The organism is Allobosea sp. OK403 (genome assembly GCF_900113835.1).
Taxonomy (GTDB): domain Bacteria; phylum Pseudomonadota; class Alphaproteobacteria; order Rhizobiales; family Beijerinckiaceae; genus Allobosea.
This window is the reverse complement of sequence record NZ_FOQV01000003.1, coordinates 474,947-497,703: the sequence shown is the minus strand read 5'-3', so window position 1 is coordinate 497,703 and position 22,757 is coordinate 474,947. Positions and strand designations below refer to the sequence as shown.

Here is a 22,757-nt window from a genome sequence, read left to right as displayed (position 1 = left end):
GAAGACCTGTCGCGAAACGGGACAGGGCCGGCTGCGGGTTTGCGTCTTGCCGGGCTTACGTCTTGCCGCGCGCTCACCTGCTTGTTCAAAACCACAACCAGGGCTAACGATGCGCCGCGAATTCGCCGCGATCCGAGCGTTGAAACGTTGATGCCGAGTTGATGCCGTGAACCGCCCACCATCCGCAGAAGACGAGAAGAGAGCGCGCCTTGCCGCCGCCCTCCGCGAGAACCTGAAGCGCCGCAAGGCTCAGGCTCGCGCTCGCCGCACGGATGAGGCGAAAGCGCAGGAACCGGTATCGCAAGCCCAGGCCGAAACCTCCCGGTCCTGATTCTCATAATTCATGCGCCGCCCGGCGTTTCGCGGCGGCAGGCCAGCAGGTCATCACGATGGACAAGATCCGCATCACCGGCGGCCAGCGCCTCAATGGCAATATCCAGATCTCGGGGGCGAAAAACGCCGCTCTCCCGCTGATGATCGCAAGCCTGCTGACGGACGAGACGTTGACGCTGGTCAATGTGCCGCGCCTCTCCGACGTCACGGCGCTGTCGCGGATCCTGTCCAACCAGGGGGTCGATCGCACGGTCGCGGGCAAGCGCATCGGCCAGTCGGCCGAAAGCGGCCAGACCATCTCTCTGACGGCGCGCCAGATCACCGATACCTGCGCGCCCTATGAATTGGTCTCGACCATGCGGGCGAGCTTCTGGGTGATTGCGCCGATCCTGGCGCGCATGGGCGAGGCCAAGGTTTCGCTGCCCGGCGGCTGCGCCATCGGCACGCGCCCTGTCGATCTGCTGCTGATGGCGCTGGAGAAACTCGGTGCGCAGATCACCATCGAGAACGGCTACGCCCTGGCGCGGGCGCCCAAGGGCCTGAAGGGTGCCGAGATCAGCTTCCCGAAGGTCACGGTCGGTGGCACCCATACCGCGCTGATGGCTGCCGTGCTGGCCGATGGCACGACGGTCATCGAGAATGCCGCGCGCGAGCCGGAGGTGACGGACCTTGCCGCCTGCCTCGTTAAGATGGGCGCCAAGATCGAGGGGGCCGGCACCTCGCGCATCGTCGTCACCGGTGTCGCCCGCCTTGGCGGTGCCCATCACGCGGTCCTGCCCGACCGTATCGAGACCGGGACCTATGCGATGGCCGTCGCGATGACGGGCGGCGACGTACTGCTCGAAGGCGCGCGTCCCGACCTGCTGCAATCGGCGCTCGACGTTCTGACCAAGGCGGGCGTCGATATCAGCTCGACCAATGAGGGTATCCGCGTCCGCCGCAACGGCCAGGCGCTGAACGCCGTCGATGTCGACACCGACCCCTTCCCTGGCTTCCCGACCGATCTCCAGGCGCAGTTCATGGCGCTGATGACGCGGGCTAAGGGCACCTCGCGCATTCGCGAGACCATCTTCGAGAACCGCTTCATGCATGTGCAGGAGCTGGCGCGGCTGGGCGCGAAGATCAGGCTGGACGGCGATGCCGCCTATGTCGAGGGCGTCGCCAAGCTCACCGGCGCTCCTGTGATGGCGACGGATCTGCGCGCCTCGGTCTCGCTCGTCATCGGCGGTCTCGCCGCCGAAGGCGACACCACGATCAACCGCGTCTACCATCTCGACCGCGGTTTCGAGGCGCTCGAGGCGAAGCTGACGCGCTGCGGCGCCGAGGTCGAACGCATCAGCAGTTGACGTTACCGCGCGGCCTCGCCAGAACATCGCGATGCCGATTGACGCCGCAGACCCGCTGAAGCTGATCGCACTCGACACTGACGATCTGGCGATCCTGTCCGCTCATCTTCAGGATGCTGTCCTGAAGGTGGCGGATATCGCTTATCTTCCAGGCGAAAAGCGTTTCGCGCTCGCGGCGCGCCGGTTCGACTGGGCGGGCGTGCAGGCCGGGCAGCGCCGGCGGCGTCTCGCCGCGCTGCATTTCGAGCGGGTCACCACGGCCCGCAGCACAGGGATCGACACAGCCGCCCCGGGCACGGTCCTGAACCTGCTGGCAATCACCTTCGACGAGCGCGACGGCCCGGCTGGCGACGTCACCTTGCACTTCTCGGACGGTGCCGCGATCCGGCTCGCTGTCGAATGTATCGAAGCTCAGATGAAGGATCTCGGCCCGGTCTGGGAAGCGGTCGCGACGCCCGACCATCCCAACGGCGCCTGACCTGTTCCACGCCATAGCTCTTAAGGTTTTGCGATGCCGATCAGGCTCGATGACAGGGATGCACGCTTCGAGCAGGATTTTCAGCACCTGCTGGGCGCCAAGCGCGAGGTCTCCGAGGAGGTCGATCGCGTCGTCGCCGACATCATCGCCGAGGTCCGCGCTCAGGGCGACGCAGCGCTCATCGCCTATACCAGCCGCTTCGACGGGCTCGACCTGACGCCACCGAGCCTGCGCGTCTCCGAGGCGGAGATCGATGCCGCCGTCAAGGCCTGCCCATCCGAGCAGCTCGCGGCGCTGGAAACCGCGCGCGCACGCATCGAGGCCTATCATCTGCGCCAGAAGCCGCAGGATGCCTGGTTCACGGATGAGGCCGGGGTCGCAAGCGGCTGGCGCTGGAGCGCGATCGAGGCGGTCGGACTCTATGTGCCGGGCGGCACGGCAAGCTACCCGTCCTCGGTGCTGATGAACGCCGTTCCGGCCAAGGTCGCCGGTGTCGACCGGGTGGTGATGGTTGCGCCGACCCCGCGCGGCGAAACCAACCCGCTGGTGCTGGCCGCGGCGCGGCTCGCCGGCGTCGACGAGGTCTATCGCATCGGTGGCGCGCAGGCCGTGGCCGCGCTCGCCTATGGCACGGCGACGATCGCCCCGGTCTCCAAGATCGTCGGCCCAGGCAACGCCTATGTCGCCGCAGCGAAGCGGCGCGTCTTCGGCCAGGTCGGTATCGACATGATCGCCGGTCCCTCCGAGGTCCTGGTCATCGCGGATGGTTCGGCAAATCCAGACTGGATCGCCGCCGACCTGCTGGCCCAGGCCGAGCACGACGTCTCGGCCCAGTCGATCCTGATGACGGACGATGCCGGTTTGGCCGGCGAGGTCGAGAAGGCCGTCATTGCGCAGCTTGCGACGCTGCCGCGCGCCGAGATCGCCGGCAAGAGCTGGGCTGATTACGGCGCGATCCTGCTGGTCGTTGATCTGGAGGCCGCGATCCCGCTGGTCGACCGCCTCGCGCCCGAGCATCTCGAGATCATGACGGCCGAACCCGAGCGCCTCGCAGCCAGGATCCGCAATGCCGGCGCGATCTTCATCGGCGGCCACACGCCCGAGGCCATCGGCGACTATGTCGGCGGGCCCAACCATGTCCTGCCGACGGCGCGCTCGGCCCGCTTCTCCTCCGGGCTTGGCGTCCTCGACTTCATGAAGCGGACCTCGCTGCTGCAATGCGGGCCCGAGGCGCTGCGCGCGCTCGCGCCGGCCGCCGTCCGGCTTGCCGAAGCGGAGGGCTTGCAGGCGCATGGTCGTTCCGTGACGATCAGACTGAATCTGTGAATCAATGTCCCAGAGCGTTTTCGAGCGAAGTGGACACCGGTTCGCGTGAAGAAAACGCGATAAAACAAAGAGCGAGAGCTGCTGAACGATCCAGTTGGATCGTTCAGCAGCTCTTGAGCAGGATGCGAAAAAGTGGGGACCGGTTTTTCGCATTGATCCTGCTCTCACGTTTAGATGAGAGCCGGATGATGTCAGATGGGATTACTTGGTGATCCCATCTGACATCATCCGGCTTTAGGGCCGTCCGGTCCGATCGGAGATTGCATGTCGGAGACGAAATGCCTGATCGGCGTCACGCTCGACGAAGCCTCGCTTGGGCGTGGCTCGCCGGATCAGGAGCACGAGCGCGCGGTTGCGATCTACGATCTGATCGAGCGCAATCACTTCGCGCTTCCCGGCCATGATGGCGGGCCCTATCTGGCGCATCTGGCATTGGTCGAGCGCCGGCTGGTCTTCGACGTCCGTCAGGCCGATGGCGTTCCCGTCGTTGCGCATCATCTCTCGCTGACGCCGCTGCGTCGCATCATCAAGGACTATGCGCTGGTCTGCGAGAGCTATTACGCCGCCATCCGCACCGCCACGCCCTCGCAGATCGAATCGATCGACATGGGCCGGCGCGGCCTTCACGACGAGGCGGCGCATATTCTGGTGGACCGCCTCGCGAGCAAGGTCGAAATCGATTTCGACACGGCACGGCGGCTCTTCACGCTAATCTATGCGTTGCACTGGAAGGGCTGAGCAGGGTGGAGCCCGCCGCCTCGCGCAAGGTTCAGAGCGTGCTGTTCATGTGCGCGCAGAACGCGGTGCGTTCGCCCATGGCCGAGGCGATGGCCAAGCACTTCTTCGGCAAGTCGATCTATGTCCAGTCGGCCGGGGCCAGGCGGGGCGAGGTGGACGGCTTCATGCTCACGGTTCTCGACGAGATCGGCATCGACGCCCACAAGCACAAGCCGAAATCGGTCGAGGAGCTGGAAGAGTGGGAGGGGTTGAATTTCGACCTGATCATTTCGCTCTCGCCGGAAGCTCATCACAAGGCGCTCGATCTGACGCGCACGGTCGCTGCCGATGTCGAATATTGGCCGACGATCGACCCTACCGTCGTGCAGGGCTCGCGCGAGCAGGTGCTGGAGGCCTATCGCGAGGTGCGCGACGGGTTGATGCAACGCATCAAGGACAGGCTGAGGGCGTGAGAGCGCCCTTCGAACCATTTTGGCGTGAACCACACCGTCATTGCGAGGAGCAAAGCGACGAAGCAATCCAGGAGCGACAGAGCTCGGCGCCCCCTGGATTGCTTCGCTGCGCTCGCAATGACGGCTGAACTTAGCGCACCAGCAGGGAGCCACCGCAGCGCACGCCGGTGACCCAGCTATCGGCCTGGCCGAGGCCGATGCCGAGCGTTCCGAGCACACCGGTGAGCAATTGGTCGATCGGGGTCGCCGCGGCTGCGACGACGCCGCCGACGAGGTTGCCGACGCCGCCGAGGTCGAGTCCCAGCGGATCGAGACGGATCTCGAGATCGCCAAAGAGGCGCGACAATAGGCTCGCGATGAAATCCTGCGTCGAGGTCGTGTGTTTGTCGCCGCGCAGGATCTCCGGATAGGTGAAGCTCACCGGGGTCTCAGCCAGATTCGTCATGGTCGCATGTGCCCGCAGCGTCACCTTGAGGAGGCCAAGGTTCAGAACCACGGCGGCGGGCGGGTTCGGGCTCGTGCTGAAGTTGTTGAAGTCCGCCAGCGAGACCTGCCCGATCCAGGCGTCGACCACGGCCGGTGTGACGCCGAGCGTGACACGGGAGGTGGTGACGTCGCCGGCATTGCACTGGACGCTCGTGAGCTTCGCCGTTGCGGCCGCGAGCTCGAGATAGAGCGGCAGGCTTACCAGCGAGCCTTGTACGCCGCCGACGAGGTTGATCGTCAGCAGCAGGCGGGTCTGGGCGGTGTGGACGGTCGCGCCTGCGCGTCCGACGCTGACGAGGCTCGTGCCCACTGGCCGCTCGCCGATGGCGAGCTTGAGCGAGACCGCCGCGAGGCCCGGGATGTTGATGGAAAGCCCCGTGTCGATCTGGCGCGTGCCATTGGAGATCTGGGCGACCGCCGAGACGAAGTCCAGCGCCGTAAGCGAAGCCGTGATCGGCCCCGGCAGCGACAGCGCTGTCTGGCCGGCGGGGCCAAACGAGATGAGCTTGGTCAGGTCGACGCGCTGCGTCGAGTTAGCCGTCGCCGTGGCCAGCTGCGAGAGCGCGTTGTTCGCTGTCACGCTGCTGGTGCTGTTGTCGCGCGCGGCCTGCTGGGCGGCATAAAGCACGTCGCCGAGTTTCACATTGGCCTTCAGCACGTCGTCATAGGTCACGGCCGACAGATTCGCGCGCACCGCCAAGTATTTGGAGAATGTGAACAGGTCGATCCGCGCCTGCGCCAGCCCGTTGTAGTCCATCACGGAAAGGGAGACGCTGCTGCCCAGGAGCGAACCGAGCAGGCTGTTCAGGAGACCGCCGTCCAGTTGCGCCAGCCGTGAACCGACCGCGAAGGCGGCCTGCGCATCCTGCACCGCGATGGCGCTGCTGCCGATCGGCACATCACCACTCGAGTAGCTCGCCAGCGTCGTGCTGGCCTGGGCCGTGCTTGACGGACTGGCCGCGAGAACGCGGCCAAGCAGCATCTGCGTGACGCTGCGCATCTCGACCTTGACGGCGTTGGCTGTCGTTCCCGTGCTGGGCGTGAAGCGGTTGTTGACCGGTATCGTCGCGTCGGCGTTGTAGATGCCGGTCTGTACGGTCAGGACGGTGTTGGCCGGGTAGCCGTTGCTGCCGGCGGTGGCCTGCGCGGCAGCCGTGGCGCGCGGCAGATCCGCAGCGGCTGCAAGCGCCGCGAGATCGTTGGCGGTCTGCTGTCGCCTCTTCTCATAGAAGAAGCTGCCGACATCGACCGCCATCGCGCCAAAGCCGAAAAGGACGAAGATCCCGGCGGCGAAGAGCAGAGCTGCACCACCGCGCTCGTTCTTGGCAAAGGCTTTGAAGCTGCAATTCATCACGGCCTCCTGCGAGGGGCTGAGAGCAAGGATCTGGGTCAGTAGCCGCCGCGCTGGATGACAGCTTGGCGCACAACCGTAGGTGGTGGTAGCGAGACAAGTGAGGCGAGGCTCTGGAAGAGCGTGCCGGACATGTCGTAGGCAACCGCGACCGAGAAGGTCTGCTGCGGCGGGCCGCTCTGGGCCGTCGTCACGCTTACCTTGGTCGGATCGAGGAATGCGTAGGAGGATGCGTTCGCTGTGACGAAGGCGCGCGCGATCTGGTCGCGTTCAGCGTCGGTTACGCCGGAAACGGAGGCGCGGGCGGCTTCGGAGGCGACTTGCTGGATGCCGTGATAAATGCCCAGAACGTAGCCGTAACCGATGATGCCGAATATCATCAGAAGGAGGACTGGCGCGACCATCGCGAATTCGACGGCGCTGGTGGCGGCTTCGTTCCGACGGAGCCGGTTTGCTGAGGTCCACATGGGATGCACCCTCTGGTATTTAAATACTATCTACAGTTGTAATTTTCAACCTCTTAAAAACAGTAAACGGAAGCGCTCAAAATCAACACGGTTAGGCTTTGCCTTCATCTTTAAGCAAAACTTTACGGGAGTGGCCCCAGTTCATCCGGAAACGCGCAGAAACCTTGCCGCCTCTGGAGAGACCCACGTCCCATGACATCGGGAAGCCTGATCGGAGTCTCCGCCAATAGCGGGCGGGTCACGGCCCTACGGGATGGCTGCATCGTGGCGCTGACTCTCATGGCTGTCAGCCTGGCTGCCGTGCTCAGCTTGCCTCAGGCCCCGATCGGTCGAGCCGTGCCGCAGGCTATCATCTTCCCGCCATGGCTGCCGCAGCAGGACGCGATCGCGCGAAGCCTCGCGGCCGGGCATCGCGTCCTGCGCGGGGGCATTTCACCTTTCATCGTGATCGTGGCCGAGGCCGGCGCCGAGGCCGCCAGACCGCGAGGCGCCCTGCTCATGCTGGCGCTCGCTGGACTCGCCGGCTGTCTCGATTCCCGCGTGTCCGTGGAGCCATCCCTATGATCTGGACCTTGACGGGCATTCGCGTCTCCGTCGCGCGCGTGCTGCTAGGGCTCGCCTTCCTGCATGTACCGATCCTGGCACTGAGCATCTGGTTCCTCGGCGGGGACATCCTGCTGCCGGCGTCCTGTGCCCTACTGCTGGCCGTGGGTGCCTTGCTGCTCTATTTGCGCTACGGCGTCGCCATCGTCACGCAGCTCGTCATTGCGCTCGTGCTGATCGGCCAGGTCTCGATGCTGGTCTATAGTTTCGCCGGCCATCCCTGGCAGCCCGACACACATATGTATTATTTCGCGGTCCTGGCCTTGCTCGCCGGTTTCTGCGATTGGCGCCCCATCGTGATGGGCGCCGCCTTGACCGCGCTGCACCACCTCGCCCTGCAATATATCTTGCCGTCGGCTGTGTTCTATCAGGGCGGCAGCCTCCTGCGGGTGCTGTTGCACGCCGTGATCGTCATCATCGAAACCGTGTTCCTGGCGGCTCTTGCCGTGATCCTGGGGCGCATGTTCGCGACCAACGAAAACAGTTTGCAGCGGGCCAACGAGATCGCCGAGCGCGAGCGGATGGCGGGCGAACGCGAAAAGCACCAGGCGGAAGAGCTCGGGCGACGCGCGGAGGCGCTGCGCGAGATCGTCCAGAACTTCCGCTCCCAGATGGAGCGGGCCATGGCGGTGCTCGATCGCTCGGCCGAGACCATGCAGGGCGGGTCGCGCGAACTGACCGGCACGTCGGATCAGGCGCGCCAGCAGATGGCGCTGGTCTCGGAGGCCGCGGACGCGACGACGCGCGGCATCGATCAGCTCGCCAATGCGAGCGGTCAGCTCGCGGAATCGATCGGTGAGATCGGCCGAAACGTCTCGCATTCCGCTGACGGTTCCAAGAACGCGGCCGATCTCGCGCGCCGCGCCAGCGATGAAATCGAGGAGCTTGCCCGCAACAGCGAGAATGTCGGCGCCGTCGTCGAGATCATTCGCGGCATCGCGGCGCAGACCAGCATGCTGGCGCTGAACGCCACGATCGAGGCGGCGCGTGCCGGGGAGATGGGGCGCGGCTTCGCGGTTGTTGCCAGCGAGGTGAAGACATTGTCGGCGCAGACGGCTCGCGCCACCGACGAAGTCTCAGGCCAGATCCATGCGATGCAGATCGCCTCGCAACGCTCGCTCAAGGCCATCCGCGACATCGTTGGCGCAATGGGTGAGGTCGAGAAAGTGGCCGAGGCGATTGCGGTCGCGGTCCATGAGCAGGATCGCGCGACCGCCGAGATCGCGCGCCAGGTCCAGCTGTCCTTCGAGGGCGCCAGGCGCGGCGTCGGCGTCGTCGGCAATTTCGAGCTGATGACGGTGCGCACGCATGATGCGGCGGAGCAATTGCAGGAGGCGGCCGATGCGCTTGCCGCGCAGGCTCACAGCATCCGCCATGAGGTCGCGGCGTTCTGCACTCTGGTTGCGGCGGCCTGAGCACTACCAGGGGCGGCCAGGCCCCACAGCGCCGATGCCGAGCCAGGTTCCGAGTGTCGCCGCGATATCGGAAAAGCTCTCGCGCCGGCCGATCGGGCCCGGCGCCAGCTTGGGCCCAAAAGCAAGAATCGGCGTGTGCTCGCGCGTATGGTCCGTGCCCGGCCAGGTCGGATCATTGCCATGATCGGCGGTGATCATCGCGATATCGCCCGGTCTCAGCCCGGCTTCCAGGCGCGGCAGAGCCGCATCGAAGGCTTCCAGCGCGGCGGCATAGCCCGGTACGTCGCGGCGATGGCCATATTCGCTGTCGAAGTCGACGAGGTTGACGAAGCAGAAGCCGCGATCGGGCAGACGTTCCAGCGCCTCCAGCGCGGCCTCGAACATCGCCGCATTGCCGAAGGGCTTGATCTCTTCGCCGGTCGCGCGATGGGCGAAGATGTCGCCGATCTTGCCGACGGTAATGACCGTGCGCCCTTGCGCCGCCAGCCGGTCTAGCAAGGTCTCGTCAGGTGGTGGGATGGCGAAATCCTTGCGGTTCCCGGTGCGCTTGAAGCCGTCCTCGGCCGTCCCCAGGAAGGGCCTTGCGATCACGCGGCCGATCTTCAGCGGGTCGACGAGAAGGCGCGTCTTGCGGCAGAGCTCGTAAAGCCGCTCCAGCCCGAACAGCTCCTCGTGAGCTGCGATCTGGAGCACGGAGTCGACCGAGGTGTAGCAGATCGGCTTGCCCGACCGGATGTGCTCCTCGCCGAGCTCGTCGATAATCGCGGTGCCCGACGCATGCTTGTTGCCGAGGATGCCGGGCAGGGCGCCTTGCTTGACCATCGCTGCGACCAGATCGGGCGGGAAGGAATTCTCCAGCGCGGTGAAATAGCCCCATTGGAAGGGCACGGGGCAGCCGGCGATCTCCCAATGGCCGGACGGCGTGTCCTTGCCCTGGCTGATCTCGACGCCGTAGCCGTATTGGCCTTTGGGAGCGGCGGGTTTGACGATGCCGGCGAGCGGTTTGCCAGTGGACGCCTCGCAGGCATGGGCAAGGCCGAGGCGTACCAGATTGGGCAATTTGAGCGGCCCCTTGCGCAGGTCCGCGCGATCACCCCTGCCATCGGCGCAGGCTTGTGCGATATGTCCCAGCGTGTCGGCACCCTCGTCGCCGTAGAGATGCGCGTCCCGTGCTCCGCCGCAGCCGACGGAATCGAGCACGATCAGGATGGCGCGAGCCATGCTCAGTCCTTCACGGCGGCGATGCCGACGGGTTCGAGGTTGAGAGCGGCTGCGAGCAGGGCCTGGGTATAGGCCTCGCGCGGTCGGGCGAAGATCTCTTCGGCCGGTCCCTCCTCGACGACCTTGCCGTTCTGCATCACCACCACCCGGTGCGAGAGCGCCCGCACGACCTTGAGATCGTGGCTGATGAAAAGATAGCCGAGTTTGCGCCTGGCCTGGAGATCGCGCAGCAATTCGACGATCTGCGCTTGAACCGACATGTCGAGCGCGGAGGTCGGTTCGTCCAGCACGACGAACTTCGGGTCGAGCGCCATGGCGCGCGCAATCGCGATGCGCTGGCGCTGGCCGCCGGAGAATTCATGCGGGTAGCGGTCCATCGCGCTTGGATCGAGCCCGACATCATCGAGGGCCTGGGCGACGATCTCGCGCCGCTGGGCATAACTCAGCTCGCTTTGTTGCACGGTCAGGCCCTCGGCCACGATCTCGGCCACCGACATGCGCGGTGAGAGCGAGCCGTAAGGATCCTGGAAGACGACCTGGAGATCCCGACGTTTGGGCCGGACGGCGGCGCTGGTGAGCCCGTCGATGCGGTCGCCGAGGAAGATGATCGGCCCCTCCGAGGAGATTAAGCGCAGGATGGCGAGGCCGAGCGTCGTCTTGCCGGAGCCGGATTCGCCGACGACGCCGAGCGTCTCGCCCTCGCGCACCTTGATTGCGATGCCGTCGACCGCCTTCACATGGCTGGTGGTGCGGCGCAGGAAACCGGATTTGATCGGGAACCAGATCTTCATCGGTCCAGCTTCGAGCAGCGTGGCGGCGCCCTCTGCGATGGGGGCCGGGCGGCCCTTCGGCTCGGCTGCGAGCAACCGTTTGGTGTAGTCGTGCCGGGGATTGCCGAAGATCTCGCTGACTGGTCCCTGCTCGACGATCTGACCCTTGAGCATGACGCAGACCCTGTCGGCGATGCGCCGGACGATGCCGAGATCATGGGTGATGAACAGCATCGCCATGCCGAGCCGGCCCTGAAGCTCCTTCAACAGCTTGAGGATCTGGGCCTGCACCGTGACGTCGAGCGCTGTCGTGGGCTCGTCGGCGATCAGCAGTTCGGGTTCGTTGGCGAGCGCCATCGCGATCATCACGCGCTGGCGCTGTCCGCCCGAAAGCTGGTGCGGATAGGCTTCCAATCGACTTTCCGCATCGCGGATGCCGACCAGCGCCAGGAGTTCGAGCGTGCGGGCACGCGCCTTGTCGCCGCGCAGGCCTTTGTGCAGCTCGAGGATCTCGCCAATCTGCCGCTGGATCGTGTGCAGCGGGTTGAGCGAGGTCATCGGCTCCTGGAACACCATGGTGATGTCGTTGCCGCGCACCTTGCGCATCGCATCCTCATCGGCCGCGATCAGATCCTGGCCGTTGAACATGACCTTGCCGGAGGGGTGATGCGCGGAGGGGTAGTTCAACAGCTTCAGGATCGAGAGCGCCGAGACCGATTTGCCCGAGCCCGACTCGCCGACGATGGCGAGCGTCTCGCCCTTGGCGATCTGGAAGGAGATGTGGTCGACGGCCAGCGTCTCGCGCCCGCCTTGGCGGAAGGCGACGGAGAGGTCCAGGACGGAGAGGAGGGGGGCGGCGGTCACGCGAAGGTTTTCCTCGGATCGAACGCATCGCGTACTGCCTCGCCGATGAAGATCAGCAGCGACAACATCAGCGCGATCACAACGAAGCCGGAGAGGCCGAGCCATGGCGCCTGCAGGTTCGATTTCCCCTGCGCCAGCAATTCGCCGAGCGATGGTGAGCCGGGCGGTAGACCGAAACCGAGGAAGTCGAGCGAGGTCAAGGTGGTGATCGAGCCGTTCAGGATGAAGGGCAGGAAGGTCAGCGTTGCGACCATCGCATTGGGCAAGAGATGCTTGACCATGATGGCGCGGTTGGAGAGGCCGAGCGCACGCGCGGCGCGGACATATTCGAAATTGCGCGCCCGCAGGAACTCGGCCCGCACCACGCCGACAAGCGCGACCCATGAGAACAGCAGCAGGATGCCGAGCAAGACGAAGAAACTCGGCGTGATGATCGCCGCCACGATGATCAGCAGGTAGAGCGCCGGGATCGAGGTCCAGATCTCGATGACGCGCTGGAAGATCAGGTCGGTCCAGCCGCCGAAATAACCCTGGATGGCGCCGGCCGCGATGCCGATCACGGAGGAAATCGAGGACAGGATCAACCCGAACAGGATCGAGATGCGGAAGCCGTAGATCAATCGCGCGATGACGTCGCGGCCCTGGTCGTCGGTGCCGAGCCAGTTCCATTCGAGATCGCGACAGCCCGTGCCGCCGCTGCGCTCGGCGATAACGCGGCATTGCTCATTCTTGAGCAGCCAGGTCGGCGGCGCGGGCGCGGGCACCGGCAGATCGAGATTGTGCGTCTGGTAGCTGTAGCGGATCAGGGGCCAGATCGCGTAACCATTGGCTGCGATCTCCTTGGCGATCACCGGGTCGCGATAGTCCGTCGTGGCGAGAAAGCCGCCGAACTTCTCCTCAGGGTAGTTCACCGCGACCGGGAACAGCCATTCGCCCTTGTAGCGCACGATCAAGGGCCGATCGTTGGCGATGAACTCGGCGAAGAGCGAGAGCGTAAACAGTGCAAGGAAGATCCAGAGCGACCACCAGCCGCGCCTGTTGGCCTTGAAGTTGTTCAGCCGGCGCCGGTTGATCGGCGAGAGCTTGAGCCAGCCCTGGCTTGCCTCCAGCGGGGCCAACGGCGCATGGCTGCGCAAGGCTGGCGGCGGCGCATCGATCAGCGTGTCGCTCATCGCCTCAGGCCTCCCGCGTCTCGAAATCGATGCGGGGGTCGACCCAGGTGTAGGTCAGGTCGGTGATGAGGTGCACGACAAGGCCGATCAGCGAGAAGATGTAGAGATTGGCGAAGACGACCGGGTAGTCGCGGTTGACGATCGCCTCGAAGGACAAGAGCCCCAAGCCGTCGAGCGAGAAGATCGTCTCGATCAGCAATGAGCCGGCGAAGAGCGCGTGCACGAAGGCGCCGGGAAAGCCGGCGATCACGATCAGCATGGCGTTGCGGAAGACATGGCCATAGAGCACGCCGCGCTCGGAGAGCCCCTTCATCCGCGCGGTGAGCACATATTGCTTCCTGATCTCGTCGAGGAAGGAGTTCTTGGTCAGCAGGGTCGAGGTGGCGAAGGCGCCCAACGCCATCGCGGTGACGGGCAGGGCGATGTGCCAGAGATAATCGATGGTCTTGCCGAGCAGGCTGAGCTGCGCCCAGTTTTCGGAATGGAGCCCGCGCAGCGGAAAGATCTGCCAGAACGAGCCGCCGGCGAAGAGCACGATCAGCAGGATCGCAAAGAGGAAACCCGGGATGGCATAACCCACGATGACGATCGCGCTGGTCCAGGTGTCGAAGCGCGAACCGTCCTTCACCGCCTTGCGGATGCCGAGCGGGATCGAGATCGCATAGGACAGAAGCGTCATCCACAGGCCGAGCGAGATCGAGACCGGCAGCTTCTCCTTGATCAATTGCAGCACCGGCGCATCGCGGAAATAGCTGCGCCCGAAATCGAAGCGGATGTAGTCGCCGAGCATCTTGAGGAAGCGCTCATGCGCCGGCTTGTCGAAGCCGAACTGCTTTTCGAGCTCCTTGATGAAGGCGGGGTCGAGCCCCTGCGCGCCGCGATAGGCCGAATTCGAATCACCGCCCAATTGCGCGCCGGCATCGCCGCCCTGGCCGCCGCCGACGCGATCCGACGCGCTTCCGGCCGCCGGATTCTGCAATTGCGCGATCACGCGCTCGACTGGCCCGCCGGGCGCGAATTGCACGATGATGAAGGAGATCAGCAGGATGCCGAACAGCGTCGGCACCATCAGGGCGATACGTCTCGCGATATAGCTCAGCATGCCGGTTCACTCGGTCCTTCTGGCTGGGCCAATAACGCCGAGATGAGTGTCAGCGAAGCGCGTAGCATATTTCAGTCCATAACCGAGCGCTCGGTCGAACGCGACATGCGCGGCCCAGATCAAGGCTATGGCCAGCATCAGGGTGGATTCCGAAGCCGTGGCGGCAACGCCCAGCAGGACCGGGCCGATCAGAGAATGGGCGGCGTTGTAGATTGCGCAACCCAGCCGGGGGCCGGAGAGATAGCCGAGCATAGCGAGATCAGGCGCCAGGATGAGCCCTGCGAAGATCCACCATGAAACGCCGGTGCGGGCAAAAAGCCAGACGCTGAGCCCGCCGAGCAAGACACCTTCGAGGCGCAGGAGCAGGTTTGGCCCCCCCGTGACGTGGCCCTGCATGAGCGCCGCCATGCTCAGGCTTTCCCGATGCGCTTGGCTTTTTCGGCGTCGTACCACCAGATCCCCGGTGCGCCGGAGGAATATTTCGGCTTGGTCTGGGGCCTGTCGAACATGTCCCAATAGGCGAGCCACTCATGGGCGTTCCACCACATCGGAATCCAGTAGCGCCCGGCCCGCAGCAGCCGGTCCAGGCATTTCGCGGCAATGACGACCTCGGCATAGCTGTGGGCCTGCCCGATTGTCTCGATCATCGCATCGATGGCGGGGTGGGCGATGCCGCCGAGATTACGCGAGCCAGGCGTCTTCGCGGCAGACGACCCGTAGACGATGCGTAGCGTATCGCTAGGAATCGAACTGCCCGAAAGGGCCATGCTGATGATGTCGAAATCGAATTCCTGTGTACGCCGCTGGTATTGCGCCGCATCGACGATGCGCGAGGTCGCGTTGATGCCGAGACGCTTGAGATTGGCCTGGAAGGGCTGGGTGTGGGGCTGCAGCGCCCCTTGCGAATCGAGGAATTCGATCTCGAAGGGCTGGCCATTGGGCAGCTTCAGGACATTGCCTTCGCGCTTGCAGCCGGCGGCGCGCAGCATCTCGTCAGCCCGGTGCAGCAGGTTGCGGTCGCTGCCCGAGCCGTCCGAAACCGGCGGCAGGAAGGGCTCGTCGAAGACCTCGTCGGGCACCTGGCCACGGAACGGCTCAAGCAGCTTGAGCTCCTCGGCCGAGGGTTTGCCGACGGCTTTGCAGTCGGAGTTCTCGAAATAGGAAGTCATCCGGCTGAAGGACGAGAACATGATGTTCTTGTTGGTCCAGTCGAAATCGAAGGATAGCCCCAGCGCCTCGCGAATGCGTGGATCGGAAAACTTGTCGCGGCGCAGATTGAAGATCCAGCCCTGCGAGCCGATCGGCTCGGTCTTGGGCAGAGATTCCTTCTTGACCTTGCCTTCCTTGATCGAGGGGAAATCGTAGCCCGTCGCCCAGATCCGCGAGGTGAACTCCTCTTGGAAGGTGATGACGCCGCTCTTGAAGGCTTCGAAGGCGACCTGCCTGTCGCGGAAATATTCCCAGCGCACCCGGTCGAAATTATTGGTGCCGATATTCACGGGCAGATCCTTGCCCCAGTAATCCGGCACGCGCTCGAACTCGATGAAGCGCCCCTGCTCGAAGCGGCCGATCTTGTAGGCGCCCGAGCCGAGCGGCGGCTCCAGCGTCGATGCCTCGAAATTGCGCGTCGACCAGTATTTTTCGGAGAACACCGGCAGGCCGGCGACGATGAGATGCAGGTCGCGGCTGCGCTTGGGCGAGAGCTGCACGACGACGATGTCGTCGCCCTCGGCTTGCGACAAGACCAGTTCGTTCAGTGTCAGGCGGAAGGAGGGGTGTCCCTTGCTCTTGAGCAGATTCATGCTGAAGGCGACGTCGGCGGCCGTCACCCGCGTGCCGTCATGGAACCTTGCCTCGGGCCGGAGCCGGAACCGGTAGGTCAGCTTGTCCTGCGAGATCGCCACGCTTTTAGCCAGCAGGCCGTAGAGCGAACCTGGTTCATCGCCAGAGCCCGTCATCAGGCTGTCGAAGCAGGCATCCATGCCCGCCGCGCCGTCGCCTTGGAGCACGAAGGTGTTGAGCGTGTTGAAGGTATCGAAGCTCTGATTGCCGCCGGCGCGCTTGATCTGCATCGTCAGCGTGCCGCCCTTGGGCGCCTTGGGGTTCACATAGGCGAAATAGGGAAAATCGGCGGGCAGCGCCAATTCGCCGAAGGTCGAGAGGCCATGGATTTCATCAGCTTGCGCCAGTGCCGAGCCGCTGAACGACGGCAGGCTCGCGCTCGCCAGAGCAGCACTGCCCGCTTCCAGCAATCTGCGGCGTGTGATGCGCATCGCCATGCTCTTCTGCCTCCAAATTGGTTCGCCGGCCGATTCGCGTTCCGATTATGTCGAACGCGGCCGGCTACGCCAGTCATTCAGGGATTTGCCGCCATCCTGACGGCGACAGCATGGCGCGGATATGCAAAAGCCGGGCTGACGGGCCCGGCTTGGCACAATCGAAATGAGCGCCGGATCGAAGCCGGCTGAAACCTCAGGGCTTCGGCAGCGGCTTCGGTGCGTCGGAGAGCGTGTTCAGATAGGCGATGACGTCGGCGCGGGTATCGGGCTTGCTGATGCCGGCGAAGGCCATCGCGGTGCCGGGAACATAAGCCTTCGGCCCCTTCAGGAAGTGGTCGAGCCCATCGGCCTCCCAAACCTTGTCGTTGCGGCCCTTCATCGCGGCCGAGTAGCCGAAGCCTTCGACTGAGCCTTCACTACGACCGTAGACGTCGTAGAGATGCGGGCCAACCTTGTTGGGGCCGCCCTTCTCGAAGCTGTGGCAGGCCTTGCAGGCGCCGACTGCCTTTTCGCCCTTGGCCGGGTCGGCCTTGGCGAGGCGTACCGCGATCGGCTCGTCGGCTGCGGGCGCTGCCGCGCCGGCCGCCGCGGCGGGTTCCTCGCTCGGCAGGTCGAAACCGGGCACCGCCGGCTTGTGAGGCGTAAAGACGATCCCGGAGATCATGCTGAGCCCCATCACCACGAGCAGAGTGGAGAGAACCGCTCCGGCGATCTTGTTGGTTTCGATATCCATCGTATCCGAACCCTCGGCCCACCGACGCGATAGCGCGGGAGGCAAGACAGCGCTTTGGCCGGGGCCTGAAAGCGCCGACACCCGACCGTTGCTTAACCGCTTTGCGCGCTGCAATGCAACTCGTATAAGCACCCTCCGCTTTGAGACCTTTTGACGCTTCCCGCCGTGCCCCTACGGCCCAGCCGAGCCTGCCGCGATGTCCGACCCTCTGATTCTGATTCCCGCCCGCATGACCGCGACGCGTCTGCCCGGCAAGCCGCTCGCCGATATCCATGGCGAGGCGATGATCGTGCATGTCTGGCGCCGCGCCATGGAGGCCGGTATCGGCCCGGTCGCCGTCGCAACCGACGAGGCCCGCATCGTCGACGTGATCGAGAAGGCCGGTGGCCGCGCCGTGCTGACCCGCGACGATCATCCCTCGGGCTCGGACCGGATCAAGGAGGCGGCCGACATCCTCGATCCCCAGGGGCGGCACGATGTCATCGTGAATGTTCAGGGCGACCTGCCCACCATCGATCCGCGCGTGATCGCAGCCTCGGTCGGGCCGCTCTCGGATTCGGCTGTGGATATCGTGACGCTCGCCGCAATCATCACGCGCGAGGACGAGAAGACCGAGCCCAGCGTCGTCAAGGCGATCGGCAGCGAGATCGCGCCCGGGCGCATGCGCGCGCTCTACTTTACTCGCGTCACCGCGCCGGGTGGGGAGGGGCCGCTCTATCATCACATCGGCCTCTACACCTATCGCCGCAAAGCGCTCGACCGCTTCGTCTCGCTGCCGCCTTCTCCCCTGGAGAGGCGCGAGCGGCTGGAGCAATTGCGCGCCATCGAGGACGGCATGCGCATCGACATCATCGTCGTTGACGACGTGCCGCTCGGCGTCGATACCCCCCATGATCTGGACCGCGCCCGCGCGATCCTGTCAGCCCGCGCCGGAGCCTAGAGTTTTATGTCTGTCATCGTGTCCTATCAGGGTGAACCCGGCGCCTTCTCGTCGCAGGCGGCCCTGCAGGCCTTCCCCGATTGCGAATTGCTGCCTTGCGCGACCTTCGAGGACGCGCTGGCGGCAGTCAGCGACGGCACGGCGCGCTACGGCATGATCCCGATCGATAATTCGATCGCCGGCCGCGTCGCCGACATCCACCATCTGCTGCCGCGTTCGGGGCTGCACATCATCGGCGAGCACTTCCTGCCGATCCGCTTCCATCTGATGGCGCTGAAAGGCGCGACGCTGGCCACGCTGAAGACGGTGCAGAGCCACATTCACGCGCTCGGCCAGTGCCGCAAGATGATCCGCAAGCTCGGCCTCAAGGCTGAGGTCGCGGCCGATACGGCGGGGTCCGCCCGGCAGGTCGCCGAGGCCGGAGACCTGACCCGTGCCGCGATCTCGCCGCGCATCGCCGCCGAGGTCTATGGGCTCGAGATCCTGATGGAGGATATCGAGGACGAGAAGCACAACACCACGCGCTTCGTGATCCTGTCGAAATATCCGGAATTCGCCCGCCAGGGTCCGGGCAAGACCGTGACGACCCTGGTCTTCCGCGTCCGCAACATTCCGGCTGCGCTCTACAAGGCGCTTGGCGGCTTCGCGACGAACGGCATCAACATGACCAAGCTCGAGAGCTACATGGTCGATGGGCATTTCTCCGCGACGATGTTCTATCTCGATGTCGAGGGCCATCCGGACGACCCGCATCTGAAGCGGGCGCTGCAGGAGCTGGAATATTTCTCGAAGGAGATGAAGATCCTCGGCGTCTACCCGGCGCACGCCTTCCGCGAGAGTTTCGCGGAGGCGGGCGAGTAAGAAAGCGAGTGGCGAATGGCGAATAGCGAGTAGGGCGTCATTCGCTACTCGCCATTCACCTCTTCCCCCTCCACGGCCCAGGCCCGGAGGATCGTATTGGCGATCGCCAGATGCTGGGGGCTGGTGAAGCCTTCGGGATGATTGCCTTCCAGCATCTGCAGGGCCTCGGCCCGCGAGAACCAGCGCCCGGCCTCCAGCTCCATGCCGTCGAGCACGATATCGTCGTTGAGCGCTTCGACCAGGCAGCCGATCATCAGCGAACCGGGAAATGGCCAGGGCTGCGAGGCGATGTAGCGCACCGTGCCGGTGCGCAGGCCCGCCTCCTCCCAGGTCTCGCGGCGCACCGCATCCTCGAAGGTCTCGCCCGGCTCGATGAAACCGGCGATGCAGGAATACATGCCCGGCGCGAAGCGGGCCTGCCGCGCCAGCAGGCATTTGTCGCCGCGCGTGGCGAGCATGATCACGACCGGGTCGGTGCGCGGGAAATGCTGCGCGCCGCAGGCCGTGCATTGCCGCTTCCAACCAGCCGAGGCGAGTTCGCTTGGGCCGCCGCATTGCGCGCAGAAGCGGTGGCGCGCATGCCAGTCGAGCAGCGCCTTGCCTTCGCCGAGCGGGCCGAGTTCATGGGCGGGCACGAGCCGCTTCAGCGCGACCGAACGCAGGTCGGTGAGCAGCACTTCAGGCCGTTCGCGCAAGGGCTCGGCCAGCGCCTTGTCGATCAGCCGCGCGAAGCGCGGCGCGCCGTCAGGGTCGAGCCCGAGAAAGGCCTCTTCCAGCCCGGCGCCGAGCCATTCGGTCTCGCCATGGCTGAACCAGACCGACAGCGCCTCGCCTTCGAGCCGCTTCAGCACGGGTGTCTCGCCCGCGAGCACGGTCAGCCGTGTATCGGAGCGATGGCGCAGGGCCGCGATCGCATCCGGCTTGTCGCGCAGATCGGCCCGGCGATCGAGATGGCTGGTGGCGAAGCCGGTCTGGGCCGAGCGTTCGCGGCGGTTGGAAGCATCGTTCATGGCTTCCGTCCTAGCTGCTCGTCACGGGGCCACGCAAGCACGCTTCACGAAAAGCAAGCGCGCTTCACGAAAGGTTGCGCCCCCGCAGCAGATGGATGATGGCCGAGAAATCAGCGCCGCCTTCTCCCCAGGCATTGTGGATGCCGTAGAGCTGTGCGGCCGCCGCCCCGAGCGGCGTCGAGGCGCCGGCTGCTTGTGCGGCTTCCTGGGAGAGTTTCAGGTCCTTGAGCATCAGAGCCGAGGCGAAGCCGGGCTTGTATTCGTTGTTGGCAGGCGAAGTCGGCACTGGGCCAGGCACAGGACAATAGGTCGTCAACGACCAGCATTGGCCCGAGGAGGTCGAGGCGACGTCGAACAGGGCCTGATGCGAGAGCCCGAGCTTCTCGGCGAGCACGAAGGCCTCCGAGACGCCGATCATCGAGATGCCCAGGATCATGTTGTTGCAGATCTTGGCGGCCTGTCCGTTGCCGGCGTCGCCGCAATGCACGATGCGCCGGCCCATTGCCTTGAGGATGGGTTCCCCCAGCGCGAAGGCCTTCTCCGCGCCGCCGACCATGAAGGTCAGCGTCGCGCCCTTGGCTCCGCCGACGCCGCCGGAGACCGGCGCGTCGAGCGAGAGGCAGCCGTGCTCGGCCGCCAGCGCATGCGCCTTGCGGGCACTCTCGACATCGATGGTCGAGGAATCGATCAGCAGTGCGCCCGGCTTCACCGAGGGCAGGATGTCGGCCCAGACGGAGAGCACATGCTTGCCGGCCGGCAGCATGGTGACGACGATGTCAGCCTCTGCGACCGCCTCCTTGGCCGAACCGGCGATCCCGACGCCGAGCTCGGCAGCGGCATCCTTGGAGCTCTGTGCCAGATCGAAGGCGCTGACCATATGCCCCGCCTTGACGAGATTGCCGGCCATGGGGCCGCCCATATTGCCGAGGCCGATGAAGGCGATGCTGGTCATGTGCGTGTCCTCTCGTCGTTCTTGGTGTCATCCCGGGCTGCGCGAAGAGCAGATTCGGGATCGTCATCAGAAAAAAGCGCCTTCTCGTCTTAACGATCCCGGATCGCCGGTCGGCGTCCGGGATGACGCCTTCGGCGTCAATTCCCCTTCGCCCGTCCAACCAGCCCGCGCGCGACGATCATCCGCATCACCTCATTGGTGCCTTCGAGAATCTGGTGGACCCTGAGGTCGCGCACGATCTTCTCGATGCCGTAATCGGCGAGATAGCCATAGCCGCCATGGATCTGCAGCGCCTGGTTGGCGACCTCGAAGCCGGTGTCGGTGGCGACCCGCTTGGCCATGGCGCAGAGTTTCGTCGCGTCCGGCGTCTTGGCGTCGAGCGAGGCGGCCGCTCGCCAGAGGAAGGTTCGTGCCGCTTCCAGCTCGGTCGCCATGTCGGCAAGCTTGAACTGCAGCGCCTGGAAATCGGCGATGCGCGATCCGAAGGCCTTGCGCTCCTGTGCATAGGCCAGAGCTTTGTCGAGCGCTCCCTGCGCCCCGCCGATCGAGCAGGCGCCGATATTGAGCCGGCCGCCATCGAGCCCGGCCATGGCGATCTTGAAGCCGATGCCTTCCGGCCCGATCCGGTTGGCGACGGGAATGCGGCAATTCTCGAAGATCACGGCCCGCGTCGGCTGCGCGTTCCAGCCCATCTTCTTTTCATTGGCCCCGAAGGAGAGGCCGGGCGTGCCCTTCTCGACGATGACGGTCGAAATGCCCGAGGGGCCGGCCTCGCCGGTGCGCACCATCACGACATAGATGTCGGAGACGCCGGCGCCCGAGATGAACTGCTTCTGCCCGTCGAGGATGTAGGTGTCGCCATCGCGAACCGCCTTGGTCTTCAGGGCGGCTGCGTCCGAACCGGCGCCGGGCTCGGTCAGGCAGTAGCTCGCCAGATGCTCCATCGTGCACAGTTTCGGCAGGAAGCTCTTGCGCTGCTCGTCGGAGCCGTAGCGGTCGATCATCCAGGCGCACATGTTGTGGATCGAGATGAAGGCCGCAACCGTCGGGCAGCCCGTCGAGAGCGCCTCGAAGATCAGCGCGGCATCCAGCCGCGATAGGCCGGAGCCGCCGACATCCTCGTTGATGTAGATGCCGCCCATGCCGAGCGCGGCGGCGGCGCGCATTTCCGCGACCGGGAAATGCTTCTCCTCGTCCCAGCGCATGGCATTGGGGGCCAGCGTGTCGGCGGCGAAGCTAAGCGCCATCTCCTGGATGGCGATCTGGTCTTCGGTGAGCGAGAACGGCGTCAAGGCTGGCGCTCCTGGCGGCTGGGCGGTTTCCGTGGCGCTTCGCCGAGCTGCAGGCTCCTGCCTTCGGGAAGCGCGCCTTCATATTGCGCTGCGCGCCTCCTATGCGGGGAGCGCGGCGAGGCCAGGGAGACGAAATCCCTGATATCGGGGCTGTCGCCGGGGCGGCCGACGAAGACCCGCGGGCCGCCTTCGATGACGACGACATCGCCATAGGCGAGCTGGCCGTCACCGAGGAAGGTTTCGATCGTGGCCGGCGGCCGCTTCGCCACGGCGCTGCGCATTGCCAGCAGGCGAGCGGTCTCGAGCATCTCCGCCCGTTCGCGCTGCGCCCGCATCTGCGCGAGCAGCGCGCGCTGGCGCGACATCGCGACGGCGTCCTGCCAGAGCCTGCGGCAGGCAACGGTCTCGGGCTCGCCCAGCGGCGCCTGGGCGGTCCTGTCCGGGGTGCAGCGGCTCGCATCGGAGGCGACGACAGCCGGACCGTCGAAGTCCGGCTGTGCCATGGCGTCAGGCGCGCAGCACAGGAAGACGAGCATCATCGTCTGAACCTGTGGCAATCGCGTCAT

At 65.3% G+C, this 22,757-nt stretch carries 22 protein-coding genes; 9 read left to right on the top strand and 13 right to left on the bottom strand.

Annotated features, from left to right (window positions below; translation table 11 throughout):
• Positions 1-389 precede the first annotated feature (389 nt).
• The 5 genes from murA (at position 390) to BMZ97_RS13560 (ending at position 4,673) form a co-directional block, all read left to right on the top strand.
• Positions 390-1,679 (top strand): UDP-N-acetylglucosamine 1-carboxyvinyltransferase, encoded by a 1,290-nt coding sequence (gene murA / locus BMZ97_RS13580; protein WP_092170106.1) that lies wholly within the window; start codon positions 390-392, stop codon positions 1,677-1,679.
• Positions 1,680-1,710: 31 nt separating this feature from the next.
• Complete coding sequence (locus tag BMZ97_RS13575) at positions 1,711-2,157, top strand: DUF2948 family protein (protein ID WP_092170104.1); 447 nt, start codon at positions 1,711-1,713, stop codon at positions 2,155-2,157.
• Between the two features lie 33 nt (positions 2,158-2,190).
• Positions 2,191-3,483: a histidinol dehydrogenase gene (hisD, locus tag BMZ97_RS13570; protein WP_092170101.1), complete on the top strand. Its 1,293-nt coding sequence runs from the start codon at positions 2,191-2,193 to the stop codon at positions 3,481-3,483.
• Between the two features lie 264 nt (positions 3,484-3,747).
• Complete coding sequence (locus BMZ97_RS13565) at positions 3,748-4,221, top strand: UPF0262 family protein (protein WP_092170098.1); 474 nt, start codon at positions 3,748-3,750, stop codon at positions 4,219-4,221.
• Positions 4,222-4,268: 47 nt separating this feature from the next.
• Complete coding sequence (locus BMZ97_RS13560; RefSeq protein ID WP_092171395.1) at positions 4,269-4,673, top strand: arsenate-mycothiol transferase ArsC; 405 nt, start codon at positions 4,269-4,271, stop codon at positions 4,671-4,673.
• A 130-nt stretch (positions 4,674-4,803) separates the two neighbouring features.
• Here BMZ97_RS13560 and BMZ97_RS13555 read toward each other — a convergent pair whose 3' ends face one another.
• Together BMZ97_RS13555 and BMZ97_RS13550 are read right to left on the bottom strand one after the other, a co-directional pair.
• Positions 4,804-6,510, bottom strand: coding sequence for a pilus assembly protein TadG-related protein (locus BMZ97_RS13555; protein ID WP_092170096.1), 1,707 nt, complete (start codon positions 6,508-6,510; stop codon positions 4,804-4,806).
• A gap of 38 nt (positions 6,511-6,548) precedes the next feature.
• A complete protein-coding gene (locus BMZ97_RS13550; protein ID WP_092170093.1) occupies positions 6,549-6,977 on the bottom strand; it encodes a TadE/TadG family type IV pilus assembly protein in 429 nt (142 codons plus the stop codon).
• 192 nt (positions 6,978-7,169) lie between these two features.
• On the opposite strand from BMZ97_RS13550, the gene BMZ97_RS31245 reads away from it, so the two are divergent.
• Together BMZ97_RS31245 and BMZ97_RS13545 are read left to right on the top strand one after the other, a co-directional pair.
• On the top strand, positions 7,170-7,541 hold the full coding sequence (locus BMZ97_RS31245; RefSeq protein WP_175525548.1) for a hypothetical protein: 372 nt from the start codon (positions 7,170-7,172) through the stop codon (positions 7,539-7,541).
• Positions 7,538-8,995 carry a methyl-accepting chemotaxis protein gene (locus BMZ97_RS13545; RefSeq protein WP_175525547.1) on the top strand — a complete coding sequence of 486 codons (1,458 nt, stop codon included), beginning with the start codon at positions 7,538-7,540 and terminating at the stop codon, positions 8,993-8,995. The genes BMZ97_RS31245 and BMZ97_RS13545 overlap by 4 nt, the downstream gene beginning before the upstream one ends.
• A 3-nt stretch (positions 8,996-8,998) precedes the next feature.
• Here the strand turns inward: BMZ97_RS13545 and BMZ97_RS13540 are convergent, their stop codons facing one another.
• The 7 genes from BMZ97_RS13540 to BMZ97_RS13510 all read right to left on the bottom strand — a co-directional run bounded on the left by BMZ97_RS13540 (position 8,999) and on the right by BMZ97_RS13510 (position 17,136).
• On the bottom strand, positions 8,999-10,216 hold the full coding sequence (locus tag BMZ97_RS13540; protein ID WP_092170088.1) for a phosphopentomutase: 1,218 nt from the start codon (positions 10,214-10,216) through the stop codon (positions 8,999-9,001).
• Between the two features lie 2 nt (positions 10,217-10,218).
• The gene (locus BMZ97_RS13535) at positions 10,219-11,850 is read right to left on the bottom strand and encodes an ABC transporter ATP-binding protein (protein WP_244546399.1); all 1,632 of its coding nucleotides are present in this window, start codon (positions 11,848-11,850) and stop codon (positions 10,219-10,221) included.
• Positions 11,847-13,022 (bottom strand): ABC transporter permease, encoded by a 1,176-nt coding sequence (locus tag BMZ97_RS13530; protein ID WP_092170083.1) that lies wholly within the window; start codon positions 13,020-13,022, stop codon positions 11,847-11,849. Before BMZ97_RS13530 ends, BMZ97_RS13535 begins: the two co-directional genes overlap by 4 nt.
• A gap of 4 nt (positions 13,023-13,026) precedes the next feature.
• A complete protein-coding gene (locus BMZ97_RS13525; RefSeq protein WP_092170080.1) occupies positions 13,027-14,124 on the bottom strand; it encodes a microcin C ABC transporter permease YejB in 1,098 nt (365 codons plus the stop codon).
• A gap of 6 nt (positions 14,125-14,130) precedes the next feature.
• The gene (locus tag BMZ97_RS13520) at positions 14,131-14,532 is read right to left on the bottom strand and encodes a DUF4260 domain-containing protein (RefSeq protein ID WP_244546398.1); all 402 of its coding nucleotides are present in this window, start codon (positions 14,530-14,532) and stop codon (positions 14,131-14,133) included.
• A 2-nt stretch (positions 14,533-14,534) separates the two neighbouring features.
• The gene (locus BMZ97_RS13515) at positions 14,535-16,397 is read right to left on the bottom strand and encodes an extracellular solute-binding protein (protein ID WP_092171390.1); all 1,863 of its coding nucleotides are present in this window, start codon (positions 16,395-16,397) and stop codon (positions 14,535-14,537) included.
• Positions 16,398-16,596: 199 nt separating this feature from the next.
• Positions 16,597-17,136 carry a c-type cytochrome gene (locus tag BMZ97_RS13510; RefSeq protein ID WP_092170077.1) on the bottom strand — a complete coding sequence of 180 codons (540 nt, stop codon included), beginning with the start codon at positions 17,134-17,136 and terminating at the stop codon, positions 16,597-16,599.
• Between the two features lie 196 nt (positions 17,137-17,332).
• On the opposite strand from BMZ97_RS13510, the gene BMZ97_RS13505 reads away from it, so the two are divergent.
• Together BMZ97_RS13505 and BMZ97_RS13500 are read left to right on the top strand one after the other, a co-directional pair.
• A complete protein-coding gene (locus BMZ97_RS13505; RefSeq protein WP_092170075.1) occupies positions 17,333-18,076 on the top strand; it encodes a 3-deoxy-manno-octulosonate cytidylyltransferase in 744 nt (247 codons plus the stop codon).
• Positions 18,077-18,082: 6 nt separating this feature from the next.
• Complete coding sequence (locus tag BMZ97_RS13500; protein WP_092170072.1) at positions 18,083-18,937, top strand: prephenate dehydratase; 855 nt, start codon at positions 18,083-18,085, stop codon at positions 18,935-18,937.
• A gap of 44 nt (positions 18,938-18,981) precedes the next feature.
• Here the strand turns inward: BMZ97_RS13500 and nudC are convergent, their stop codons facing one another.
• The 4 genes from nudC to BMZ97_RS13480 form a co-directional block, all read right to left on the bottom strand.
• The gene (nudC, locus tag BMZ97_RS13495) at positions 18,982-19,947 is read right to left on the bottom strand and encodes an NAD(+) diphosphatase (protein WP_092170070.1); all 966 of its coding nucleotides are present in this window, start codon (positions 19,945-19,947) and stop codon (positions 18,982-18,984) included.
• A gap of 64 nt (positions 19,948-20,011) precedes the next feature.
• Entirely contained in the window at positions 20,012-20,899 is an 888-nt protein-coding gene (gene mmsB / locus BMZ97_RS13490; protein WP_092170067.1) for a 3-hydroxyisobutyrate dehydrogenase, read from the bottom strand.
• A gap of 137 nt (positions 20,900-21,036) precedes the next feature.
• A complete protein-coding gene (locus BMZ97_RS13485) occupies positions 21,037-22,191 on the bottom strand; it encodes an isobutyryl-CoA dehydrogenase (protein ID WP_092170065.1) in 1,155 nt (384 codons plus the stop codon).
• A complete protein-coding gene (locus tag BMZ97_RS13480; protein ID WP_092170062.1) occupies positions 22,188-22,757 on the bottom strand; it encodes a hypothetical protein in 570 nt (189 codons plus the stop codon). The genes BMZ97_RS13485 and BMZ97_RS13480 overlap by 4 nt, the downstream gene beginning before the upstream one ends.